The organism is Clostridioides mangenotii TR, assembly GCF_000498755.1.
GTDB lineage: Bacteria > Bacillota > Clostridia > Peptostreptococcales > Peptostreptococcaceae > Metaclostridioides > Metaclostridioides mangenotii_A.
Genome location: NZ_AXUS01000026.1, coordinates 14,162 through 31,853 on the forward strand (window position 1 = coordinate 14,162; position 17,692 = coordinate 31,853).

Annotated in this window: 15 protein-coding genes and 1 riboswitch; of the genes, 5 read left to right on the plus strand and 10 right to left on the minus strand. The window is 33.9% G+C overall.

The window, feature by feature from the left end; translation table 11 throughout:
• Positions 1 to 105: 105 nt before the first annotated feature.
• The 6 genes from whiA to murB all read right to left on the minus strand — a co-directional run bounded on the left by whiA (position 106) and on the right by murB (position 5,194).
• Positions 106 to 1,059, minus strand: coding sequence for a DNA-binding protein WhiA (whiA, locus tag T473_RS0112670; protein ID WP_024622232.1), 954 nt, complete (start codon positions 1,057 to 1,059; stop codon positions 106 to 108).
• A gap of 16 nt (positions 1,060 to 1,075) precedes the next feature.
• Entirely contained in the window at positions 1,076 to 1,501 is a 426-nt protein-coding gene (locus T473_RS0112675) for an NUDIX hydrolase (RefSeq protein ID WP_024622233.1), read from the minus strand.
• Positions 1,502 to 1,573: 72 nt separating this feature from the next.
• Entirely contained in the window at positions 1,574 to 2,674 is a 1,101-nt protein-coding gene (locus T473_RS0112680) for a gluconeogenesis factor YvcK family protein (protein ID WP_024622234.1), read from the minus strand.
• Positions 2,675 to 2,689: 15 nt separating this feature from the next.
• The gene (rapZ, locus tag T473_RS0112685; RefSeq protein WP_024622235.1) at positions 2,690 to 3,547 is read right to left on the minus strand and encodes an RNase adapter RapZ; all 858 of its coding nucleotides are present in this window, start codon (positions 3,545 to 3,547) and stop codon (positions 2,690 to 2,692) included.
• A 15-nt stretch (positions 3,548 to 3,562) separates the two neighbouring features.
• Positions 3,563 to 4,276 (minus strand): PHP domain-containing protein, encoded by a 714-nt coding sequence (locus T473_RS0112690; RefSeq protein ID WP_024622236.1) that lies wholly within the window; start codon positions 4,274 to 4,276, stop codon positions 3,563 to 3,565.
• A 3-nt stretch (positions 4,277 to 4,279) separates the two neighbouring features.
• The gene (gene murB, locus T473_RS0112695) at positions 4,280 to 5,194 is read right to left on the minus strand and encodes a UDP-N-acetylmuramate dehydrogenase (protein ID WP_024622237.1); all 915 of its coding nucleotides are present in this window, start codon (positions 5,192 to 5,194) and stop codon (positions 4,280 to 4,282) included.
• 346 nt (positions 5,195 to 5,540) lie between these two features.
• Here murB and T473_RS19880 point away from each other — a divergent pair, with 346 nt between their 5' ends.
• Complete coding sequence (locus T473_RS19880) at positions 5,541 to 5,786, plus strand: PLDc N-terminal domain-containing protein (protein WP_330369502.1); 246 nt, start codon at positions 5,541 to 5,543, stop codon at positions 5,784 to 5,786.
• Positions 5,750 to 7,021 carry a cardiolipin synthase gene (gene cls / locus T473_RS16855; protein ID WP_330369503.1) on the plus strand — a complete coding sequence of 424 codons (1,272 nt, stop codon included), beginning with the start codon at positions 5,750 to 5,752 and terminating at the stop codon, positions 7,019 to 7,021. The genes T473_RS19880 and cls overlap by 37 nt, the downstream gene beginning before the upstream one ends.
• 144 nt (positions 7,022 to 7,165) lie before the next feature.
• On the opposite strand, the gene T473_RS0112705 is transcribed toward cls, so the two are convergent.
• The 4 genes from T473_RS0112705 to uvrC form a co-directional block, all read right to left on the minus strand.
• Positions 7,166 to 8,911: an NADH-dependent [FeFe] hydrogenase, group A6 gene (locus T473_RS0112705; protein WP_024622238.1), complete on the minus strand. Its 1,746-nt coding sequence runs from the start codon at positions 8,909 to 8,911 to the stop codon at positions 7,166 to 7,168.
• Positions 8,905 to 10,749 carry an NAD(P)-binding protein gene (locus T473_RS0112710; protein ID WP_024622239.1) on the minus strand — a complete coding sequence of 615 codons (1,845 nt, stop codon included), beginning with the start codon at positions 10,747 to 10,749 and terminating at the stop codon, positions 8,905 to 8,907. Before T473_RS0112710 ends, T473_RS0112705 begins: the two co-directional genes overlap by 7 nt.
• A 524-nt stretch (positions 10,750 to 11,273) precedes the next feature.
• A complete protein-coding gene (gene hprK, locus T473_RS0112715) occupies positions 11,274 to 12,218 on the minus strand; it encodes an HPr(Ser) kinase/phosphatase (RefSeq protein ID WP_024622240.1) in 945 nt (314 codons plus the stop codon).
• Between the two features lie 31 nt (positions 12,219 to 12,249).
• Entirely contained in the window at positions 12,250 to 14,076 is a 1,827-nt protein-coding gene (gene uvrC / locus T473_RS0112720; RefSeq protein ID WP_024622241.1) for an excinuclease ABC subunit UvrC, read from the minus strand.
• Between the two features lie 209 nt (positions 14,077 to 14,285).
• Positions 14,286 to 14,480, plus strand: a riboswitch (cobalamin riboswitch).
• Between the two features lie 435 nt (positions 14,481 to 14,915).
• Here uvrC and T473_RS17875 point away from each other — a divergent pair.
• The 3 genes from T473_RS17875 to T473_RS0112740 are packed head-to-tail and all read left to right on the plus strand — an operon-like array spanning position 14,916 to position 17,546.
• Positions 14,916 to 15,677 carry an ABC transporter substrate-binding protein gene (locus tag T473_RS17875; RefSeq protein WP_242825936.1) on the plus strand — a complete coding sequence of 254 codons (762 nt, stop codon included), beginning with the start codon at positions 14,916 to 14,918 and terminating at the stop codon, positions 15,675 to 15,677.
• A gap of 22 nt (positions 15,678 to 15,699) precedes the next feature.
• The gene (locus tag T473_RS0112735) at positions 15,700 to 16,791 is read left to right on the plus strand and encodes a FecCD family ABC transporter permease (protein ID WP_024622243.1); all 1,092 of its coding nucleotides are present in this window, start codon (positions 15,700 to 15,702) and stop codon (positions 16,789 to 16,791) included.
• Positions 16,791 to 17,546 carry an ABC transporter ATP-binding protein gene (locus T473_RS0112740; RefSeq protein ID WP_024622244.1) on the plus strand — a complete coding sequence of 252 codons (756 nt, stop codon included), beginning with the start codon at positions 16,791 to 16,793 and terminating at the stop codon, positions 17,544 to 17,546. Before T473_RS0112735 ends, T473_RS0112740 begins: the two co-directional genes overlap by 1 nt.
• Positions 17,547 to 17,692 lie beyond the last annotated feature (146 nt).

The window sequence follows — 17,692 nt, forward strand, 5'->3', positions numbered from 1 at the left end:
TTAATCAATATCAACTTTATTATTTAAATTATCGATATTTAAATCTACACATAAAAAAGAGGACCGTCAAGTCAATAATACTGATTTGAATAATCCTCTAACAATTTATATATTATTTTCTTCTCTCAATCTTTCAGCTATCTCACCTATTTTTCTAAGTCTGTGATTAACGCCCGACTTACCAATTGGTGGATCAAGCATTTCACCTAGCTCTTTAAGTGTCATATCTTCATATTCTACTCTTATCTGTGCAATTTCCTGTAAGTTCATTGGCAAATTGCTTATTCCTATTGTTCTCTGTATTAGATTTATATCTTCTACCTGCCTAACTGCTGCATTGACAGTCTTTGAAAGATTTGCTGTCTCACAATTTACAATTCTATTAACATTATTTCTCATCTCTTTTAATATTTTAGTGTTTTGTAGACTGAGTAGAGCATTATGCGCCCCTATTACACTGAGCAAATCTGAAATCTGCTCACTCTCTTTTAGATAAACAATGTGATTGCTTTTTCGAGGAACAATCTTGCTGTTTAATCCAATTGAGTTTATCAAATCTTTTAATGAGATAGCAAATTCCTCAGAGTTTGTCACAAATTCCATGTGATAGCTCTTATCTGGATCGCTAATTGAGCCACCGCCCAAAAAAGCACCTCTTAAAAATGCTCTCTTGCATTCATCTTGCTCAATTAGTTTTTCTGGGACCTTATCTACAGTGAAAAATCCATCTCCTGATTCTAACATTCCAAGCTCTCTAAGGAGCTCTGTAGCTCCCATTTCGTCCGTAACTGTAAGTACATAACTATTATTTCTCTTCAACATTTGATTCTTGTTTATAGAAATAGTAGTGTTGATATCGAAATTATTTTTTAGTAATTTAAAAACTTTACGTGCAATTGAATTTAACTCCGTCAATATTTTTAAGTTTATTTTTTTATATCCAGCTATCTGTATACTACCCGCAGATTTTACTATCGCTGCTAATTCCGCAACAGCTACACTACGTTCTTCAGGTAAAATTCTTGCTAATTCATTTTTTGTATCTGTAGAAAAAGACATGTCGATCACCTATACATTAATTTTTCTTGATTCTTTTTTTTATTTCTTCTAATGCTACTTTTATTATTTCTTTTTCGTCGTCATATCTAGCCATATCCACTACTCTATCTAAATGTACAAATTTAGCATCTATAAAACCCTCTTCTTTTTGAGGAACTGTATCCATATTTCTAGACTGCATTAAATACCAAAATACTGTCTTGTGAACTGCTTTATTTTCATCCCAATTTTCTTTAAATGTGTAGTGTATCTCGCCTAAATACTTGAGTATATCTGCCTTGACTCCTGTTTCTTCATTTACCTCTCTAAGAGCTGCCTCTTCGTTACTTTCACCCTCTTCTACTTTACCTTTTGGCAATACCCAATCACCATTAAACTTCCTCAGTAGAAGAACAGCGTTTCCAAATAAGACAACACCTCCAGCACTGACCTCTTCTCTCATAGATGTTCACTCCTTAAAACTAACATAATAATAAGGATTTCTACATTAATTTTTAAAACCCTTTTATCTTAACTACATACAACTGTGATTAAGTGCCAGCTCTATTATTATGTTAGATATGTATTTTGCATCATGTCTAATGTAGTTATTCTTTATCTCAACCATATTTTTTTCAATACATTTAATACCCATATCTTTTAATCCTTCAACTTGCTTCTTATCTAACAAAACTTGTTCTGCTCCATCGTGTTTATATAGATTTAAAACTTGTTTCGGGAGCATCTCGTTGTTTACAATAACATAATCTATTATATTGCTTCCCACATGCTTCTCTATAGCTTCTACATGATCAAATACATTATATCCGTCTGTCTCTCCGGGTTGAGTCATTATATTAGATATGTATACTTTTGGTGCTGAAGAGGCCTTTATAGCCTTCACAACATCATCAATTAATAAATTAGGTATTATACTAGTATACAGGCTTCCTGGACCTATGACAATAATATCTGAATCATAAATTGAATTTATAACATCTTTTAATGGCTTAACATCAGCTGGTTCAAGGCTTATTTTTTCTATAGAAGTTTTTCTTGCTTTTGCTTCCTTTGGTATAATTGACTCTCCCTTTATAACACATCCATCTTTAAATTCTGCAATCAATTTTACATCTTCCAGTGTAACAGGTAGTACTCTACCAGTTATTGCAAAAATTTCACTCATTTTATATACTGCAGTTTCGAAATTTCCATAAAGTCCATTCATAGCAGCCAAGAAGAGGTTTCCAAAACTTTGACCTTTGAGCTGACCATCAGAAAATCTATACTGCATAATTTCATTCATAGTAGGTTCGATATTTGCTAGCGCTAACAGACAGTTTCTTATATCGCCAGGTGGCAACATGCCTAGATCTTCTCTCAAAACACCTGATCCACCTCCGTCATCTGAAACAGTGACTACAGCTGTAATATTTTGGGTAGTGTGCTTTAGACCTCTTAAAAAAACCGACTGTCCAGTACCCCCACCTATTACTACAACCTTTGGATCATAACATTCCACAACTGATCTAGTAAATAGTTTCTTTCTCTCTTTTCTAGCTTTTAGGTACAAAAATAGTGTAATGAATAGACCAATCCAACCTAATATGCCTACCAAAATAAGTATTTCAAACATAAAATAGCCTCCACATTACCTCAACATAGAATCCCTGTGTTTTTTAACAACTCTGTAGCCTTTTTCATTCAAATCATCAGCTAAAAGATTTGTTATAGTAACTGATCTATGTCTCCCTCCAGTACACCCTATTCCTATTACTAGATGTTGCTTTCCTTCATCTATATATTGTGGAATTAAGAAATGTATCATGTCTAATAGTTTTTTATAAAATTCCTTACTTACTGGAGAATTCATGACATAATTTCTAACTTCTTCGTCATCACCTGTCTTAAATTTCAGTTCTTCTAAATAATATGGGTTTGGCAAAAACCTAACATCAAACACTAAGTCTGCATCTCTTAGAATTCCGTGTTTAAACCCAAATGAAACTACTGAAATAGTAATATTTAAATTATTTTCACCTTCATAATAAATTTTCTTTATCTCTTCTTGAAGATCTCTAGGTTTCATATTCGATGTATCAATTATACAACTTGCTGACTCCTTAAAAGGCTTCATTATCGCTCTTTCTTTCTTAATACCTTCAGGTATCTGCATATCTCTAGCAAGCGGATGATTCCTTCTAGTCATTTTGTATCTTTTTAGAAGAACATCATCGTTGCAATCCAAATAAAGCATCTCATAAGCGTAGTTCTCTTTTTTTAGGTAATTTAAGCTCTCATGGAAATCTTTGAAAAACTGAAGTCCTCTGATATCCACACCAAGTGCAACCCTATCAATACTTGAATTAGGTTGGTAGCATATCTCTGCAAATTTAGTTATCAATGCAGGTGGTAAGTTGTCTACGCAGTAGAATCCTAAATCTTCCAAAGCTCTCATTACTTCACTTTTACCAGATCCTGATAAACCTGTAACTATAACAAATTTCATGATACTACCTCCCTTTTATAATATAATATTTTCTATCAATGTAACATCTAGATCTGATTCTTTCACTGTCTTCATAGCTAGATTGAAATTTCCTACTTTTATTGGTGCATGTGCATCAGATCCAATTATAAATTTATTTCTTATGCTCTTTATCTCTTGAATCTGCTCCGCATTTAAAAAGCTATGGCTACTATTGATTTCCAGTCTCGTATCTGTCTCAAATGCAACCTTTGCTACTTCCTCTATATAAACATCGCCTTTATCTCCAGGGTGTGTTATACAAAATATATCATTTTTTTTCATAGCATTGATTACAGCATTTGTATTGTAAATCTTCGCTTTTTCACTCTTCATAGTGTAATTTTCAAAGTGGTTTAAAGCAGCTGCCAATGATGTAGGCTTTGAACCAAAATGGTAACCTGCCATTACATAATCTAAATACTTTCTGTCATCATCGTCTACATCTATATTGCCTTTGTCATCTAGCACATTGCATTCAAGCCCCAAAAGAATTTTTATATCTGGATACTTTTCGTTTAATAGGTCTATTTCTTCCCTCATTATAGGGATATCACTTTTTTTGACACCGTAAGTAATATGTTTATAACTGTGATCTGAAATACCAAGTATACCTATTCCCTTTTCTAAAGCAACTTTTACGTTATCCTCAATAGTTCCTTTACCGTGGCTAAATATTGTATGTGTATGATAATCAGCTAATATTTTCATCTTTTAGTCCTCTCCAAGTATCTTTACTTCTTCCTCTAACATTACTCCAAACTTTCTATATACTGTACTTTTTACTATATATATAAGGTCTAATAAGTCTTTAGCTTCTGCATCTCCTAAATTTACAACAAATCCGCAGTGCTTTTGCGATACTTGTGCTCCTCTAAGTGTAAGGCCCCTAAGTCCACTTTCATCGATTAATTGACCTGCATAATGCCCAACTGGCCTTTTAAATGTACTACCCGCACTCGGATAGTTTAATGGTTGTTTCGTAACTCTTCTGTTTGTAAGGTCGTCTATATGTGCTTTAATTTCATCGTAGTTACCTTTTTCAAGCTCAATCTTACAAGATAGTACAACACACTTTATATTGGCTACAAGACTATTTCTATACTTAAACTCCATCTCTTCATTAGAAAGTTCTCTGATATTTCCATCCATATCTATAATTCTCACAGATTTAACTATATCCTTCATCTCTCCACCATAGGCACCTGCATTCATACAAAGCGCTCCTCCTATAGTTCCCGGAATTCCAGTTGCAAATTCAAATCCTTTAAGTGAATTTCTTAGTATTTCTCTTCCAAGCGTCGATAAAAGCGCCCCTGACTGTACTTCTACTGTATTTCCTTCTATTTTAGAGGTATTGAAATTATCTGCTATTTCAATAACTAATCCTCTAAGTCCACCGTCTTTCACCAACATGTTTGACCCATTACCTATTATCAAATACGGAATGTCATCTTCCTTTATAAATTTAAGTATTTCGCTTATCTCTTCCTCTGTTCTAGGGGTAACCAATATATCTGCTGGCCCTCCTACTTTAAAAGAAATATGTTTCTTCATAGGTTCATCTATTTTAATATCTTCCTTATTAACTATTTTTGATAATTTTTCGTATACATACTCTTTATTCATAACTATAGATTTCCTCCAAAATTTCAAATCTTTATTTTAATTAATGTTATTGTATTCTAGGTTAAAAATAATTACTATTTTAAGTCTATATTTTATATTTATTTTCTCTTTTAATGTTAATGTGTAAATCTTTAATTATTGAGTAATAATAAATTTTAACAGACTCGTACCTATTATAATTCATTATACTCTATTATAACATTCCATTAGAGTTCTGTATTGACTTTTCTTTAAAAATAAGGTGTTAACACTATTAGCATTACAAAAATTCTATCAATTTTAACATTAATTATATATAATAGTATTTATTACAATGCTATTATATAGCTGTTCAGGAGGTAGACATTTGTTGGATTTAGGAGTATTTAAAGCGTCAATTTACGGATTCGCTATAACAATTGTATATTTAGTAAACTTTTTAGTCGTGCTTAATCTAGTATTTAGGGAAAAGAGAAATTCAAACACAACTCTAACTTGGATCACGATCCTTGTTTTGGTTCCAGTACTTGGATTTGTACTTTACTTTACATTCGGAAGGGATTTATCAAAAATAATATGTTCCAACTTAAAGAGAAGGACGATAAAATTCTAAAAAGCAACATATTAAAAACTCAAGTGGCTCTTCACTCAGATTTAAGATTCGATAGATCTGCCAATGAGCATAAAGACATGATTTCAGCGCTGGCTAATTCAAATAACGCTCACTATACTACAAATAACTCTGTAGACATCTATCCGGATTCGAGGAAGTTTTTCAACAGTCTCATTGCTGAGCTAAAAAAAGCAACCAACTATATTAATATTCAGTTTTATATATTTAAAGATGACAATATAGGTAAGGAAATTATAGATATTCTTGTAAAAAAGGCTAAGGATGGCGTTGAAATAAGGTTTTTATACGATGACGTCGGAGGAAGAAATCTAAGCCAAAAATCTATAAATCATCTGAAAGAAAATGGTGTAAAAGTGGCGAGTTTTTTCCCATCTTTCCTTAAAATAGTGAACTTTAATATAAACTATAGAAATCACCGTAAGATAGTTGTGATAGACAACTGTGTAGGATTTGTGGGCGGGTTTAATATTGGTGATGAATATCTTGGTCTAAATCCTAAATTTGGTGAATGGAGAGATACTCATACAAAACTTACAGGCGACTGTGTTATGGACCTTAATATGAGATTTATGCTCGACTGGAAATACACTACAAAAGAAGATCTCGATTTATATAGCCATTTCCAAAATAGCAGAGGAAAGTGTCGATGCAAAGATGGCAATATCGGCGTTCAGATAGTTTCAAGTGGGCCCGATATAATCGACTTAGATGAGATAAAGTACGGATACATTAAGATGATACAAAAGGCCACTAAATATGTATATATTCAGAGTCCATATTTGATTTTGGATAGCACTCTTATCGAAACCCTTAAGATTGCTTGTTTATCTGGGGTCGATGTAAGGATAATGATTCCATCTAAACCAGATCATCCATTTGTATACTGGGCATCCTACTCTTATGCTGGGGAGTTGTTAAAGTTTGGAGCTAAAATATATACATATGGAGAGAATGCCTTTTTACACGCTAAAACTATTGTCTCGGATGATTCAATCTGTTCAATCGGTACAGCAAACATGGATATAAGAAGTTTCGAACTCAATTTCGAGGTCAACGCTTTTATATATTCACAGGAAAAATCTATAGAGCTTAGAGAAATATTTGAAAAAGATATTATTAACTCAAAAGAGATAACTCCTGAAATATATCATTCAAGATCTACATATATTAGATTTAAAGAATCCATATCTAGATTATTATCTTCAGTCTTATAAAATATAATTTAATTTTTAAGATATTTTATAATATTACAATGTATTCGATACAAACTAATGAATATATCGATCAAACTAATTAATTAATTTGTAACTAAAGAAAAACTGTCTCTTCATCTGAGACAGTTTTTTATATTGCACTCGCTATCTAACTGATTTAGGCATTTTCCAATCGTGATGGTCCGTATGAAGCAGTTTATGTGATTTATGTGAGAGAGGTTTTTCTAGATAGTTTGTATATATATCAGCTATCGAAGGATTCTCATGTGAAAATCTTATACTGTTGTTTTTATCTAAATTGTACAGTACTCCGCATCTTTCTTCCCCGAATTCTTCGCCAGCATGTATAGGCTGACCTCCCCCTGCTGCACAACCCCCTGGACATGCCATAACTTCTACAAAATCGTACTTCTTCTCACCACTTCTTATCGATTCGATTAATTGTCTTGCATTTCCAAGACCACTCGCAATTGCAAGATTTAGAGATGTTCCATTTAGATCTATGGTAGACTCTTTTATTCCTTCCATACCTCTAATATTTTTAAATAGATCGGCATCAGGATTTTCACCCATTACCAAATAATAAGTCGTTCTTAGGGCAGCCTCCATAACTCCACCAGTAGCTCCAAATATAACTCCTGCACCTGAACCTGTTCCTAGAGGCATATCGAATTCTTCATCTTCAAGTGAACTTACATCTATATGCTCTGATTTTATTAGTCGAACCACCTCTCTAGTCGTCCAGACAAAGTCTACATCTTTTTCAGCACCGCTGTCGTTTATATTAGGTATATCGCATTCGTGTTTTTTAGCTACACATGGCATTACCGAGATACAACATATTTTAGATGGATCTACTCCCAATATATCAGCGTAATAGCTTTTCGCAACTGCACCGAACATCTGCTGTGGAGACTTAGCCGTTGAAAGTGAATCCACCATATCTGGATATTGAGATTTTAAAAATCTAACCCACCCCGGACAACACGATGTAAACATTGGATACACACTCTTTTTTCCACTTTTAAGTCTCTCTAAAAACTCGCTTCCCTCTTCCATAATAGTTAAATCAGCTGAGAAATCTGTATCAAATATATAGTCAAATCCCATCTTTCTAAGTGCAGAAACAAGTCTTTTTACAGTTGCAAATTCTCTAGGAAGTCCTAAAGCTTCCCCCCACGCTGTTCTAACAGATGGTGCAACTTGTATAATTGTAATTGTATCAGGATCGTTTAAAACACCATTCATTCTAAGTATTTTACCAACATCGTCTCTCTCATGAAGAGCCCCTGTTGGACAGTGAGTTATACACTGACCGCAAAGTGAACAATCTGCATCTTTTATATCTCTATTTAGAGAAACATCTACAGTCGTACGCGATCCAGTCTGCGCGATATCCCAAACATGTTGATCTTGGATCTTGTCACAAACTTGCACACAACGCATACATTTTATACATTTCCCCTCTTCTCTGATTAATGGGAAATCTTTAGGCCAATTCGAGTGTAGAACCTCTAATTTATAGTGGTTTTCGGGGAAATTTAAGTTATTTGCCAATGTTTGCAGTTCACAATTTCCACTTCTAACACATGTGGGGCAATTGCAGTCGTGTTGAGACAGTATTAACTCCACATTTGTACGACGTGCTTCTCTAACTCTAGGTGAATTAGTCGAAATATCCATACCTTCAGCTACTATGTTATTGCATGCAGTAATAAGTTTTTCTTTTCCTTTCATCTCTACAACACATACTCTACATGCACCTATTTCGTTTATTCCCTTTAAATAACAAAGACTTGGTATTGACATCCCTGCTGATTTAGTCGCTTCTAAAATCGTCGTTCCTTCTGCTACTTCTATTTCTGTATTATTTATTTTTAACTTTACCATTGAGATACTCGACCTCCTTTGAAAACTCCATATCCAAAATAATCACATCTTAGACATCTATTTGCTTCCTGTTTTGCTTCTTCACAAGACATAGATAGTTCGACCATATCGAAGTCTTTTATTCTATCATCTGCATCTCTTTCCATCATATTTACTCTTCCACATGCTGGACGATCATCCAACCTTGCAGTTGGTATTTCTATATTCGTCGAAATTATATGGTCAAATCCTAGGTATGTATCTATATTTGCCGCTGCGACCTTTCCCGCAGCTATTGCACGTATCACAGTTGCCGGACCAGTTACACAATCCCCTCCTGCAAATACTCCATCTGTATTTTCAACAGCACTCCATGCAGCCGCATCAATTCCGCCCTTTTTAATAGGTATACCGGCATCTACAAAGTGGGGAGTTTCTATACCCTGGCCAATTGCAACTATAACTGTATCACATGGTATTCTTACTTTATCTAATTTAGAATCCGATGGTCTTGGTCTTCCATCCCTACCTATTAGACCAACCATCTTAGGGGAAACCCAAAGCGCTTTAACATTGTTGTATTCATCTGTTTCAATAAACTCAGGAGAGTGAAGTTCAAGTACATCCGCCCCCTCAGCGATTGCGCCTTCTACTTCATCCATAAGAGCAGTCATGTCTACTTTACGTCTTCTGTATACAACATTCACTTTTTTAGCACCTAGTCTTATAGCTGAACGAGTAACGTCCATTGCGACATTTCCTCCACCTATTACAACGACTGTCTTGTCTTTAAAATCTGGCATTTCACTATCACCTATATTTCTAAGCATCTCAACAGCCGAGATTACTCCGTTTGCATCCTCATTTTCAATACCAATTTTTTTATCTGTATGAGCTCCAATCGAAATATACACTGCATCGTACTCTTCTCTCAATTGGTTCATTGAAATTTCATCGTTACTACTTCCGATTGATGCCTCTATCTTAACTTCCACACCAGTATCTAGTATAGATTTTATATCCTCTTCTAAACGTTTTCTTGGCAATCTATAACTAGGTATACCGTAAGTTAACATACCACCAAGTAGTTTTCTCTTCTCAAATACGGTAGTTTGATGTCCCATTAACTGTAAATAGTAAGCAGCACTAAGTCCACTTGGACCACCACCGATAATTGCGATTTTTTTACCTGTTGACTCTGCGTTTTCAGGATTAGGAACATCCCCTGCATAATCTATAGCCATTCTCTTTAAGCCCCTTATATTTACAGAATCATCTATCATATTTCTTCTACATCTTGCCTCGCAAGGATGTTCACATACCAATGCACAGGCTGTTGGAAATGGATTATCTTTTCTGATAAGTTTAACAGCATCTGCATATCTCTCCGCTCCAACTAACGCTATGTATCCTGGTATATCAACATCTGCTGGACAGAGTGCTACACAAGGTACTGGTTGTTCTAAATGACAGAGACATCTTCCCCTTAAAATGTGCTCTTCATAATCATTTCTAAAACCATCAAGTCCTTTAAGTACCATCTCTGCTGCCTCATAACCTATCGCACAATCAGCAGAATTTGCTATTACACGAGCTGTTCTCTCAATCAAGTCAATAGTCTCTAAAGTAGCATCCCCATTTAAAACATCTTCAAGTAAATTCCCCAATTGACCAAGTCCAATTCTACACGGTACACATTTTCCACAAGTTTGAGCGTGGCACATCTTTAAAAAAGATGATGACATATCCACAGGGCACAATCCAGGCGGACTGGCGACAATTCTTCTTTCTAGGTCTCTATACAGCTCTTCAACAACCATTTGAGCTTTACTTCTAGTAATCATACTCAATCTACTCATAAACCTACTCCTTTCAACTTAATTTGACTTTTAATTGTAAACGCTTTATCATTTTTTTAACATTCATAATTTTATGAAAATTTAACTATAAGATATTATATCAATGCAAAAATACTTTTACAACTTAATTATACTTTTAACAAACCTTAGTAAATATAGTATTTGATGTGTTTTATTAAAACAAAAAAGGTATATCTCAAAAATATAAACATTTGCTAATTGATTAATACCATGTAAAGTTTCATATTAGCGGTTGCAATAGTAGTATATTTTTTTCCTTTACTACTCAAAGCACCCTCGACGCTTTACAATTGTACTATCATCTAACTCAGTCAATCTTTAAAATACACCTTCTAAATTCATTTAATTTTCTTATAAATCACAGCCCTCTATATCCACATTAGATTGCTAACAATTTACTATTTATCTACATATTATCTATTCAAATATCTTTATCTTGCTATCATTTAAATAGAAAAATCCTACTATCTATACATTAGTATTTAATTGCTAACTATTTAAATCTATTCATCATCATTGGATTTTTTGTCTATCATATCTATAAGCTTGTTGTTGAATTCATACGCAGCATCATATCCCATTCCTTTTTGTCTAAAGTTCATAGCTGCAACCTCGATAATCATAGAGGTATTTCTACCTGGTCTAACTGGTATTATAAGCTTTTCTAGGTTTATACCGAGAATTTTTTCGTAGTCCTTATCTAGACCGAGCCTGTCGTAATATTTTGTACTATCCCAAGCTTCAAGATACACTACCATATCTATTGTCTTTGAGTTCTTTATGGCTCCTACACCGTATAAACTTCTTACATCTATTATGCCTATTCCTCTAATCTCCAATAGGTACTTTAAAATTTCAGGCGATGTTCCAACAACCTTATGATCCTCCTGTTTTCTAATTTCAACAGAATCATCTGCGACAAGTCTATTTCCTCTTTGAACTAACTCAAGGGCTGTCTCGGATTTTCCTATATTGCTGTCACCCTTTATCAGCACACCAATTCCATAAACATCGACCAATACACCATGTATTGTCGTAGTTGGAGATAGCCTAGCTTCTAAATAGCTTAGAAGTTTACTTGTTATTTTACTTGTATTCATTTTGGTATTAAGTAAAACTCTATTGTACTTCTTTGCATATTCAAAAAAATCAGGGCTAATAGCTAGTCCAGAGGTAATAATTAAAGCTGGTATATCGTACGAAAAGTATTTATCTAATATCTCTTCCCTTTTTTTAGCATCTACTTTAGCAAAATAGTTGTACTCAGTTTTCCCCACTATTTGAATTCTATCATGTGAGAAGAACTCAAAGTAACCAGCTAACTGTAACCCTGGTCTATTTAATTCAGACGACTCTACATAAATATCAGAATCCTGTGGCATATAGACAATATCTAATCGCAAATCCATTGCTAAATCTTTAATATCTACTTTTTTCTCTGTATCCATAGATTACATCTCCTCAATCATTGCTCTTGTATTATTGATCTTTTATTATATCTTTATGGAAAAATTTATACACATTCTCTGAAGACGACTTATTCATTCCATCAGCTTCGTTTAATTCTTCTATAGATGCAGCCTTTATTGCATCAATATCCTTAAAGTGGTTTAAAAGGGCCTTTTTCCTCTTATCACCTATTCCCGGAATATTATCTAGCACAGATTTAGTAAGAGCCTTATTTCTAAGACTTCTATGGTACGATATAGCGTAATTGTGAACTTCTTCTTGAATACTCGCCACAAATCTATATAGGTTAGAAGTCTTATCCAGCTCTATTTCTCTATCTTTATTAACTAAACCTTTTGTCCTGTGATTATCATCTTTATACATTCCCCAAAGAGGTATTTCTAATCCATATAAATCTAAAATTCTCTTTACAGAGCTAACTTGTCCCTTACCTCCATCTAATAACATCAGATCGGGCAAATTGCCGTACTTTATCCTTCTCTCCACTATTTCAGCCATAGAGTCGTAGTCATTCGGGCCTTCAACAGTCTTAATCTTATATCTTCGGTACTCTTTTTTATCCTTCTTTCCCTTGGTGAAAACCACCATACTTCCAATGGAATCCACCCCTTGTATGTTAGAGATATCAAAAGATTCGATCCTCTTTGGAATTTCATCTAAATCCAGTATTTTTTGTAGTTCTTCAAGAGCACCCATACTCTTTTCGTACTTTCTCTTGTTCATATCAGAGAATTTCTCAAGGTATTCAATGGCATTTTTTCTGACCATCTCCACTAAACTCTTCTTTTCACCTTTTTGTGGAACTCTAATAGTTACTTTTTGTCCTTTTTTAGTTGTAAGCCACTCTTCTAATACAAAACTGTCTTCTATTTCGTCTTCTATAATCAATTCTTTCGGAATATATTCTTGTTCCATGTAGAACTGTTTCACAAATGATCCCAATATAGCAGATCTTGGACTATCTAGCACTCCCTCAAGGATAAAATGCTCTCTTCCTACGATTTTACCGTTTCTTATGAAGAATACTTGTACACAAGCCTCATCATGAGCTCTTGCCATAGCGATTATATCTTGATTTAAATCCAATGCTACATTGTCTATCTTTTGTTTTTGTACGAGTTCCTCAAGACTCATAATCTTATCCCTGTACATAGCAGCATCCTCAAAATTGAATTCCTCAGAACACTTTTGCATTTTCTCTGTCAAAATTTCTATTAATTTTTCCTCTTTCCCGGATAAGCAGTAGATTATTTCATCTATCATCTTACCGTACTCTTCTTTACTAACTGTTCCGGTGCAAGGACCTACGCATTTTTTTATATGCTTATTTAGGCAAGGTCTCATATTGTTTTTAATTGCTTTATCTATATCGATATTACAACTTCTAATTGGGTAAACACTTCTAAGAGCCTCAATCGTATCATTTACAGCTGCAATATTTGTGTAAGGTCCAAAGTACTTAGCTTTATCCTTTAGAACCCTTCTAACTTTTAGAAGTCTTGGAAAATCTTCATTGATTGTTACCTTTATATAAGGATAAGTCTTATCATCCCTAAGAAGAACATTGTACTTCGGTCTATACCTTTTAATCAAGTTACACTCTAAGATAAGTGCCTCAAGTTCAGAATCGGTTATTATATACTCAAATCTATCAATATTAGTAACCATAGACTTAACTTTAGAGGAATGATTTTTAGAAGATTGGAAGTACTGTCTTACCCTGTTTTTAAGTGATATAGCTTTCCCTACATATATGATATTGTCAAATTTATCTTTCATCAAATAAACACCAGGCTCAGCTGGTAGATTTTTTAAATGTTCTTGTATATCAAACAAAATTATTCCTCCATTAAAATATTCTCTATATTTAAATTATACCTCAAATATCTACTTTTAAAAGGTTTTAGAACTTATATTCTAAACTTCTTAATATAGTCTAGTATTTATGATGCCTGTACTCTTCCCTTCTATGTCGTAGTATAGGTAGGCAAATATTACCTTGTTTAAGTGGCAGTTGCATAAAATGAATAATTATGATAAATTTTAGTAGTTAACTTATATTAAGTGATTAAGTAAATTGTAGTTTACTTAATAAGAGGGAATCAGGTGAGAATCCTGAGCGATCCGGTCACTGTATTCAGGGAACCTAGTTTTGTAAGCCATTGCAGTTAAATCTGTGAGAAGGTAAACTTAGGTTTTGATCTGTAAGTCAGGAAACCTGCTTAATATTGAGATGAAGCTTCCGTGCAAAGCAAAACATCTAATACATAGTATGAAATTCGTACATTGTTTTTAGGATGCCTGCTTTTTAGCAGGTTTTTTTAGTACAAACTAGAGGCTTCTTCTGTTAATAGTATATTTATATTAAGAGGAGAAAAAATGAAAAAACAAAAATTCTTAAAGAGTTTTTTATCAGTATTAATCGTTACAATATTGGTATTGGGAACTACTGCTTGTAGTCCAAAAAATCTGAGTCTGATAACAATAAGGGGAACGGTTCACAAGCTCAAGAAACAGATTCAAAACCAGAAAAAACAAAATACCCACTGACTATAACGACTTATGGATCTAATGGGGAGGAATTAAAAACTGTTTATAAAAAAGCTCCAGAGAAAGCTTTAGCAGTTTATCAAGGGTCAATCGAAACACTGTTAGCTCTAGGATTAGAAGATAAAATAGCCGCAGCTGCTGGGCTAGACAATGAAGTCTCTTCAGATTTAAAACCTGCATTTGACAAAGTTAAATACCTAACAGAGTTTACACCATCAAAAGAATCTGTAACTATGCTAAATCCAGACTTAATATTTAGCTGGGGATCTTACTTTAGCGATAAAACACTTGGAGATGCAGCAAGCTTAGTAAATAATGGAACAAACATATATATAAATTCAAATACTCGTAAAAAGGATGGTGAAGCTAGAACTCTTGAAAATGAGTTTACTGATATCTTAAATTTAGGTAAAATTTTCGATGTTCAAGAAAAAGCTCATCAAATTGTAGATGATATGAAATCAGAGATCGACAAGGTAGCTGAGAAAACATCTAAAATAGATAAGAAGCCTACAGCATTAATCCTTGAATTCCAAGGCAACACTATTGTAAACTATGGGGCATCAAGTCTTGGTGGTGATATGGTTACAAAGCTTGGCGGTAAACTTGTCAATGAAGACGGGGCTGATCTTGGTAAAGAAGATATAATCACTTTAAATCCAGATGTAATATTCGTAGTATATATGCCTTATTCAGGTGATGATGCAGAAAAAGTTAAAAAGGAAAATCTAGACAAAATTTTAAAAGAAAAAAGTCTGGCTAGCCTTTCAGCTGTTAAGAATAAAAGAGTTCAACCCATTATGCTAGGTGATATGTATGCCAGTGGTATACGTACAAAAAGTGGAATAGTAAACTTTGCTGAAGGGTTATATCCCAATTTAAAATAGGAGTTTATATAAAATATAATAAATGAAAAATCTTACTAATAAAGATAGACGTTTTAAAACAAAATTAAATAGTATGCCTTTGTACTATTCTATACTTCTGATTCTAATTATTTTCTTAGTATTTTCAATACTTGCATCAATTACATTCGGAAATGCAGATATATCAATAAGAGAAGTTTACAGTGTAATCGCGTATGAGTTACTGCACTTTGATTCACTTTCAAAGCTTGCACAAGGACCTATTCACGATGTGGTATGGCTACTTAGATTTCCTAGAGTTTTGCTAGCAATATGTATAGGCATGGGGCTTTCTGTATGTGGTGTGGTAATGCAGGCTGTAGTTAAAAACTCCCTTGCTGATCCCTATATACTCGGGGTTTCATCCGGAGCAACATTAGGTTCAACCACAGCAATAATGCTTGGATTTGGAGCTTTATTTGGAAGTAATTCAATCGGTATAATGGCTTTTTTAGGTGCACTTGCTGCTACATTTGCAGTTATGACACTCTCTAACATGGGCGGTCGATCCAATTCATCTAAACTGGTTCTCTCAGGTATGGCAATCGGAGCTGTGTGTACGGCTTTTTCCAACTGTGTTCTGTACGTTACCAATAATAAAACCGCAGCAGTAGAAGTAGCATACTGGACTATGGGCAGCTTGGCTGGAGCAGACTGGAGTAAAGTATTGCTATTGCTTCCACTATTCATATTGGCTACATTGTTTTTCTGTACTCAATTTAGAAACTTAAACCTAATGCTAATGGGCGATGAGGTATCTATCACTCTGGGTACCGATCTATATAAATACAGGATAGTATACATGATTATCTCATCTATTATTATTGGATTTGCAGTGTACGCTGCCGGTATGATTGGATTTGTTGGTCTTATAATTCCTCATATTATACGAATGATATTTGGTACGGACCATAAAAAAGTTATACCCCTTAGTGCTGTTACTGGATCGATCTTTATGATATGGGCTGATGTGCTTTGTAGAGTACTAATTCCAAATTCTGAGATACCTATAGGTATACTTGTTGCTATGATAGGCGCACCGTGTTTTATATATCTAATGGTTAAAAAGTCATATGGATTTGGAGGTGTCAGATAATGAATATAGAAGCTAAGAATATTGAGTTATCATACGGAGCTGAAAAAATCCTTAAAGATGTCAGTATCAATTGCAATGCAAAAGAATTTATAGGAATTATAGGCCCCAATGGTAGCGGTAAATCAACTCTACTTAAATGTATTTATCGAATTCTAAAACCTTCAAATGGATGTATCTATTTAGATGGAGACCCTCTTCAATCAGTAAGTGTAAAAGACTCTGCTAAAAAAATTGCAGTAGTCGCACAACACAATGACTACAACTTTGAATTTACTGTCAGAGAAATAGTGCTTATGGGAAGATCTCCACATAAACGCACAATGGAGAGAGATAATAACGATGATTATAAAATAGTTGAAGAATCACTAGATATTGTGAATATGAAAAACTACGCTAATAGGAATTTTTTTACTCTATCTGGTGGTGAGCGACAAAGGGTAATTCTAGCTAGGGCGCTTGCTCAAAACACGCCTTGCTTAATCCTTGATGAGCCGACTAATCACCTAGATATTACTCACCAGATACAGATGCTTAAAACAATTAGAGAACTCGATGTCACTGTTGTTTCAGCTATACACGACTTAAATATTGCGGCTACGTACTGTGACCGTATTTACGCTTTATGTGATGGAAAAATTTTAGGTGAAGGTACACCGGAAGAGATATTGACTACAGATTTTATATCGCTAATTTACGGAGTCGATTCGGAAATCGTAAAAGATTCAAAAGGTCAGATGCATATCTTATATACATAATTTACAAATTAAAAACCGGGAGWTTTAAATGATTTTTTATCATTTAAAACTCCCGGTTTGCTTTATCTTAATTACTTTATACTTTTAATAAGTTTTGTTGAATAAGTCTAGCCCTCTATTTAAAATATTAGCTCTAAACTATAAGT